Origin of the sequence: Thioclava sp. UBA3469, from assembly GCF_002378135.1 — a bacterium.
GTDB lineage: Bacteria > Pseudomonadota > Alphaproteobacteria > Rhodobacterales > Rhodobacteraceae > Thioclava > Thioclava sediminum.
Genome location: NZ_DFRG01000153.1, coordinates 788 through 7,281, shown reverse-complemented (window position 1 = coordinate 7,281; position 6,494 = coordinate 788). Strand labels below are relative to the sequence as shown.

Annotated in this window: 5 protein-coding genes; all 5 read left to right on the top strand. The window is 65.2% G+C overall.

Annotated features, from left to right (window positions below):
* Positions 1–3,161: AsmA-like C-terminal region-containing protein (locus tag B3D39_RS11895; protein WP_286789723.1), on the top strand; the 3,161-nt coding region annotated here is incomplete at its 5' end.
* An 8-nt stretch (positions 3,162–3,169) separates the two neighbouring features.
* Positions 3,170–4,231, top strand: a complete 1,062-nt coding sequence (queA, locus tag B3D39_RS11890; protein ID WP_286789722.1) for a tRNA preQ1(34) S-adenosylmethionine ribosyltransferase-isomerase QueA — start codon at positions 3,170–3,172, stop codon at positions 4,229–4,231.
* A gap of 88 nt (positions 4,232–4,319) precedes the next feature.
* Positions 4,320–5,639 carry an MFS transporter gene (locus tag B3D39_RS11885; RefSeq protein WP_274963893.1) on the top strand — a complete coding sequence of 440 codons (1,320 nt, stop codon included), beginning with the start codon at positions 4,320–4,322 and terminating at the stop codon, positions 5,637–5,639.
* An 86-nt stretch (positions 5,640–5,725) separates the two neighbouring features.
* Positions 5,726–6,310, top strand: a complete 585-nt coding sequence (locus B3D39_RS11880) for a DUF924 family protein (protein WP_152844062.1) — start codon at positions 5,726–5,728, stop codon at positions 6,308–6,310.
* 36 nt (positions 6,311–6,346) lie between these two features.
* On the top strand, positions 6,347–6,494 hold a 148-nt coding region (locus tag B3D39_RS11875), incomplete at its 3' end, for an FAD-dependent oxidoreductase (RefSeq protein WP_286789724.1).

Below are 6,494 nucleotides of genomic sequence, written 5' to 3'. Positions count from 1 at the left end.
CCGTGCCGCAATGGATCGTCGCGCGCATCGAGACCCGCGCCAATGACGCCTTGCAAGGCCAGATGCGGGTCCGGCTGTCCGGCGGGATCGATCTTTACATCGACGATGGCACCCGTCCCCGGATCCGGCTGAACACTGTGCGGCTGGAGCGGCCCTCGGGTCTGCCGATCGCGGTCCTGCCGGAATTGCGCATGACGCTCTGGGCGGAGCCTTTGCTGCGCGGGCGGATAGAGCCGCGCTCGTTTCGGTTGCGCGGGGCGAGCCTGTCGCTGCATCGTCTGCCCGACGGCAATCTGGATCTCGATTTCGGCGGCGGCAATCGCTTCGCCAATATCGACTTGAATAACGCCTCCGATCTCATTGAGACATTTGAGAAAACCCTGGAAGTTCCGGCGCTGTCCCGGCTGCAGCAGATCAGCGCGGAAGACCTGCAAATCCGGCTGATGGACGAGCGGCTCGACCGGCTCTGGAAGGTCACCGATGGCCGCTTCAAGCTGACTCAAAGCGACAGTGAAATCTCGGTCGCGCTGGGGTTCGATTTGGGCAGCGGGCAGACGAAACCGGCGCAGGTCGCGCTGTCGATGACCACGCAGAAAGCCAGCCGTGAAGCCAGTTTCGGGGCCGCGGTGACCGCGCTTCCGGCGCGCGATCTGGCGGTTCAGGCCCCGGCGCTCGCGGCGCTCGGCGTGCTCGATGCGCCGATCTCGGGGGCGCTGCGCTCGGGGCTCAACGACAAGGGCGAACTGACCGGGATGAACGCGATGCTCGAAATCGGGCGCGGCGCGATCCGGCCCAATGAGGGCGTGAACCCGATCCCGATCGAGAACGGCAAGCTTTATCTCAACTACGATCCGAAACGGCAGCGCGTCGAGGTCTCGACGCTTTCGCTCAACAGCCGGGCGCTGCGCCTGAAGGCGGCGGGCCACACCTATCTGCGCGATCTCGAAGGCGGGGTGCCGAAGAAGATCGTCGGCCAGATCGCGATTTCCGATCTCCAGCTCGATCCGGCGGGGCTGTTCGAGAGCCCGGTGCAATTCGCGCAAGGGGCGGTCGATTTCCGGCTTAACCTCGATCCGTTCCGCATCGATATCGGCCAGCTGGAACTCAACGATCAAGGCGACACGACAATCTCGGCGCGCGGCAAGGTCAGTGCCGAGAAGGACGGCTGGAAAGTCGCGCTCGATGCCGGGATCGACCAGATCGACCAGACCAAGCTGCTCGCGCTCTGGCCGCCGGCGGTCGTGCCGAAGACCCGCGAATGGCTCGAGAAGAACGTGACCACGGGCCAGCTGCGCAATGCCCGCGTGGCGCTGCGGCTCGTGCCGGGCGCGCAGCCGAAACTGGCGCTTGGCTACGAGTTCCGGGGCGCGGATGTGCGGATCATCAAGACGCTGCCGCCCGTGCAGCAGGGCCGGGGTTTTGCGACGATCATCGACACGCGGCAGGCGCTCAAGGTCGAGGAAGGGCATGTGACCGCGCCGTCGGGTGGGCGGATCGAGGTGACGGGCTCGTCGCTCATCGTGCCCGATATCCGCATCAAACCCGCCCCGGCGAAGGTCACGCTGATGACGCGCTCGCCGATCCCGGCGGCTCTGTCGCTGCTCGACCAGCCACCTTTCGAATTCCTCAGCAAGGCGGGCATGAGCACCGATGTGGCGCAGGGCTGGGCCGAGGCGCGCTCGGTGATCCGCCTGCCGCTGAAGCCCAATGTGCCGCAGGATGAGATCGATTTCGACGTGACCGCCCGGCTGACCGAGGTGAAAAGCGACACGCTGGTGCCCGACCGGCCGCTACGGTCCGATCTGCTGACGCTGAAGGCCGACCCGAAAGGGATGACGATCTCGGGCAAGGGCACTCTGTCCGGTGTCGGGTTCGATGCCGCCTGGACGCAGAAATTCGGGCCGGAAAACAAGGGTCGCTCGGAGGTCGCGGGCACGGTCGATGTAAGCGCCGATGGGCTCGACCGGCTGGGTATCGCGCTGCCCAATGGCATGGTGCGTGGCTCGGGCAAGGGGCGTATCGCGCTTGATCTGCGCAAGGATCAACCGACGCGGTTCACCTTCGCGAGCGCGTTGCAGGGAATCCGGCTGTCGATCCCGGAAATCGGTTGGAGCAAACCGGCAGGCAGCGCGGGCGATCTGAAAATGTCCGGCACGCTCGGCGCGCCGCCGCAGGTCGACAGCCTGTCGCTGAGTGCTGCGGGGCTGAAGACGCAGGGCGACATCACCTTGAACAAGGGCGGTGGGCTGAACCGGGCGCGGTTCTCGAGCCTGAGCGTCGGCAACTGGTTCACCGGCAGCGTCGATCTGATCGGTCAGGGCAAGGCGCGCCCGCCGAAAGTGAATGTCACCTCGGGCAGGCTGGACCTCGCTAAGGCGGATTTGGGCGGCGGTGCGGGCGCTGGCGCGGGCGGTGCCGGCACCGCGATCAGCGCCTCGCTCGACCGGCTGCAGATCACGGATGGCATCGCGCTGACAGGCTTCCGCGGCGATTTCAACACGCGGGGCGGTCTCTCGGGCCGGTTCCAGGGGCAGCTCAACGGCAGCGCGCCGATCGATGGCACGGTGATCCCGGCTGCAGGCGGGCGCGTCTCGGTGCGCGCGCAAACCCGCGACGCAGGCCGCGCGCTGGCGGCGACCGGGATCTTCACCAAGGCCCGCGGCGGGCAGGGCGCGTTGGTGCTGACGCCACTGGGACAGAAAAGCTATGACGGCAAGCTCACGGTCGCAAACCTACGGGTGAAAGACGCCCCGGTTCTGGCCTCGCTGCTGTCCGCGGCCTCGGGCGTCGGTCTGCTGGAGCAGCTCAGCGGCGATGGCATCCTGTTCAGCTCCGTCGATGGCGCCTTCCGCTTGACGCCCAACGGGGTGAGTGTCACACGGGGCGCCGCCGTGGGGGCCTCTATGGGGGTGACGATGACGGGCAACTATTACCCGCAATCGAAGACACTGAACATGAAGGGCGTGATCTCGCCGTTCTATCTCGTGAACGGGATCGGTCAGGTCATCTCCAAGCAAGGCGAGGGGCTCTTCGGGTTCAACTACTCGCTGCGCGGAAGCTCCGATGCGCCGAAGGTTTCGATCAATCCGCTCTCGGTGCTCGCGCCGGGCGGTCTGCGCGAGTTGTTCCGGGCGGGGCCGCCCAAGGTGCTGAGCGAATAAGGCTGACGATGAAGCTAGACGATTTCGATTTCGAGCTCCCCGAGGGGCTGATTGCGACGCGGCCTGCGCGCCCGCGCGATGCGGCGCGGCTGCTGCTGGCCGAGGGCGATGCGATCCAGGATCGCCATGTGCGCGATCTGATCGACATCTTCCGCCCCGGCGACCGGCTGGTGCTCAACAACACCAAGGTGATCCCGGCGCGGCTGGCGGGCACGCGGACCCGGCAAAGCGCGCAGGGCGAGGTAGTCGCGAAGGTCGAGGTGACGCTTCTGGAGCCCGCACCGGGCGGCGAATGGTCGGCGCTGGCCAAGCCGTTGCGCAAGGTGAAGGAAGGCGAGGAGATCGTCTTCTCCGACGCGCTCTCGGCCAAGGTCGAGGCGATCGAGAACGGCCAGCTGCGGCTCAGCTTCAACCTGTCGGGCGAGGATTTCGACGCGGCGCTGGCCGAGGCCGGCGCGATGCCGCTGCCGCCCTATATCGCGGCGCTGCGTGCCCCCGATGACGAGGACAAGCGCGATTACCAGACCGTCTTCGCACGCCATTCCGGTGCGGTCGCGGCCCCGACCGCCAGCCTGCATTTCACCCGCGAGCTGCTGGAGGCGCTGGCCGCCAAGGGCGTGGAGTTCACCGAAGTCACGCTCCATGTCGGCGCGGGCACCTTCCTGCCGGTGAAGGTTGAGGACGTCACCACCCACAAGATGCATGCCGAATGGGGCGAGGTCAGCGAAAAGGCAGCGGCCGAGATCAACGCGACCAAACAGGCGGGCGGCCGGGTCATTCCCGTGGGCACCACCGCGCTGCGCCTGATCGAAAGCGCCGCGCGTGCCGAGGGCGGGGCGAAAGGCTATATCGTGCCCTTCCGTGACGCCACCGACATCTTCATCTATCCCGGCTTCGAGTTCCGCATCACCGACGCGCTGATGACGAATTTCCACCTTCCGAAATCGACGCTGCTGATGCTGGTCTCGGCCTTGATGGGCCAGGATCGTATACGCGAAATTTACGATCATGCGGTTAAGACGGGCTATCGTTTCTTCTCTTACGGCGATGCGTCGCTTCTAATTCCGTAGAGTCGCTTTCAGGGCTTGGAAATGTCTTCGCTGCGGACTAGATGCCGCGACACGACGCAATCCAAATCAGTCCCCGGGAGTCCAAGACATGTTGTTAGTGCTGCGCCAGACATGGCCGCTATTGCTGGGCATCATGCTCTTGATGGTCGGCAACGGGATGCAGGGCACGCTGCTTGGTATCCGCGGCAAGATCGAGGGTATCGACACTTTCTACATGTCGCTCGTCATGTCGGCCTATTTCGCGGGCTTCCTGTTCGGGTCGCGCATGGTGCCGGAGATGATCGCGCGCGTCGGTCACGTGCGGGTCTTCGCGGCGCTCGGCTCACTGATCTCGGCGATCCTCGTCCTTTATGCCGCCTTTCCGAATTGGCCCTCCTGGGTGGCGTTGCGCGTGCTGATCGGCTTCTCCTTCTCGGGCGTGTATATCACGGCGGAAAGCTGGCTGAACGCGGGCTCGACCAACGAGACGCGCGGGCAGGCGCTGTCGCTCTACATGATCATGCAGATGTTCGGCATCGTCACGGCGCAGGCGCTGCTGAACGTGGGCGACCCGGCGGGCTATCTCCTCTTCGTGATCCCCTCGGTGCTGGTGTCGCTGTCCTTCACGCCGATCCTGCTCGCGGCGTCGCCCGCACCCAGCTTCGAAACGATCCAGCGCATGACCTTCAAGCGGCTCTGGGAAGCCTCGCCGCTGGGCATGGTGGGGATTTTCCTGCTGGGCGGCATCATCTCGGCGATGTTCGGCATGGCCTCGGTCTGGGGCACCGCCGAAGGGCTCAACGTGAAGCAGATTTCGGCCTTCGTGGCGGCGATCTATGTGGGTGGCCTCTTTCTGCAATATCCGATTGGCTGGGCCTCCGACCGGATGGACCGGCGCCGCGTGATCATGGGCGCGGCGCTTGTAGGTGCGGTGGTGACCTTCGCGATCTTCGCGACGAACCCGCCCTTCTGGGTGCTGCTGATCGGGGCTGCGCTGATCGGCGGTGTGGCCAACCCGCTCTATTCGCTGCTGATCGCCTACACGAACGACTATCTCGATTACTCCGATATGGCGTCCGCTTCGGCGGGGCTGATGTTCATCAACGGGCTTGGTGCGGTGGCGGGGCCGCTGGTGACCGGTTGGCTCATGAGCGTCATGGGACCGGGCGGCTTCTTCCTCTATATCGGGGTGCTCTGTGCCGGGATCGCGGGCTATGCCGCATGGCGGATGACGCGCCGCGAAGCGCCTTCGGCGGACGAGACCGGCTCCTACACGCTGCTCTCGCCGACGGCGACGGCGGTTGCGGTCGAGGCCCGTCTCGAAGTCGCTCAGGAAGAAGCGGAAGCGGAGGCCGAAGCCGAGGCAGATACGGAAGCCGAGGCGGAAGATCAGTCCGAGGCCGACAAACGCACCGAGACCACCGGCTGACGTAAGCCCCCTTTGCCTGCCCCTGCGCTTGCCCTACCATGATCTGATGACAGGCGGGGCAGGCACGGCAGGGGAGGGCCGTTACCATGGATCGCATCAACGAGATTATACGCTTCTGGCGTATCGAGGTCGGCGAGAAATACTGGTACCAGTCGAGCGAGCAGATCGACGCCGCGATCCGGCGCCGCTATGCGCCGCTCTGGCAGGTGGGCGCGCAAGGCGCGCTGAGCGAATGGGAGCGTAACGCCGAGGGCGCGCTGGCGCTTTTGCTGCTGCTCGATCAGTTCCCGCGCAACATGTTTCGCGAAGACCCGCGCGCCTTTCAGACCGACCCAATGGCGCGCCGCCATGCCGATCGCGCGATTGCCGAAGGGTTCGACCTGCAGATCGGCCCGCCGCTGCAGCAGTTCTTCTACCTGCCTTTCATGCATTCCGAGGAACTTGCCGATCAGGATCGCGCCGTGTCGCTATTTGCCGAGCGATGGCGCTCGGAAGACAACCTGCGCCATGCGCGCGCACATCGTTCAGTGATCGAACGGTTCGGGCGCTTCCCTTGGCGCAATTCCGCGCTAGATCGCGAAACGACGCCCGAGGAACAGGCATTTATGGAACAGGGCGGCTACCGCAAGGCGCTTGCGGATGCGGATGAGTTGAAGCTGTCCGTAAAATAGTTTAATGCCAAACCAGTTTCTGACCGGAGGGAAGACATGGCATCGAAAAGCTACGACATGATTGTGATCGGGGCAGGGCCGGGGGGCTATGTCAGCGCCATCCGGGGCGCACAGCTGGGCCTTAAGGTCGCGATCGTGGAGCGCGAGCATCTGGGCGGCATCTGCCTCAACTGGGGCTGCATCC

What these genes read in the sequence shown, in the direction of transcription:
- queA (WP_286789722.1), top strand. Translation starts at nt 3,170, where the DNA reads ATGAAGCTAGACGATTTCGATTTCGAGCTCCCCGAGGGGCTGATTGCG.
- B3D39_RS11885 (WP_274963893.1), top strand. Translation starts at nt 4,320, where the DNA reads ATGTTGTTAGTGCTGCGCCAGACATGGCCGCTATTGCTGGGCATCATG.
- B3D39_RS11880 (WP_152844062.1), top strand. Translation starts at nt 5,726, where the DNA reads ATGGATCGCATCAACGAGATTATACGCTTCTGGCGTATCGAGGTCGGC.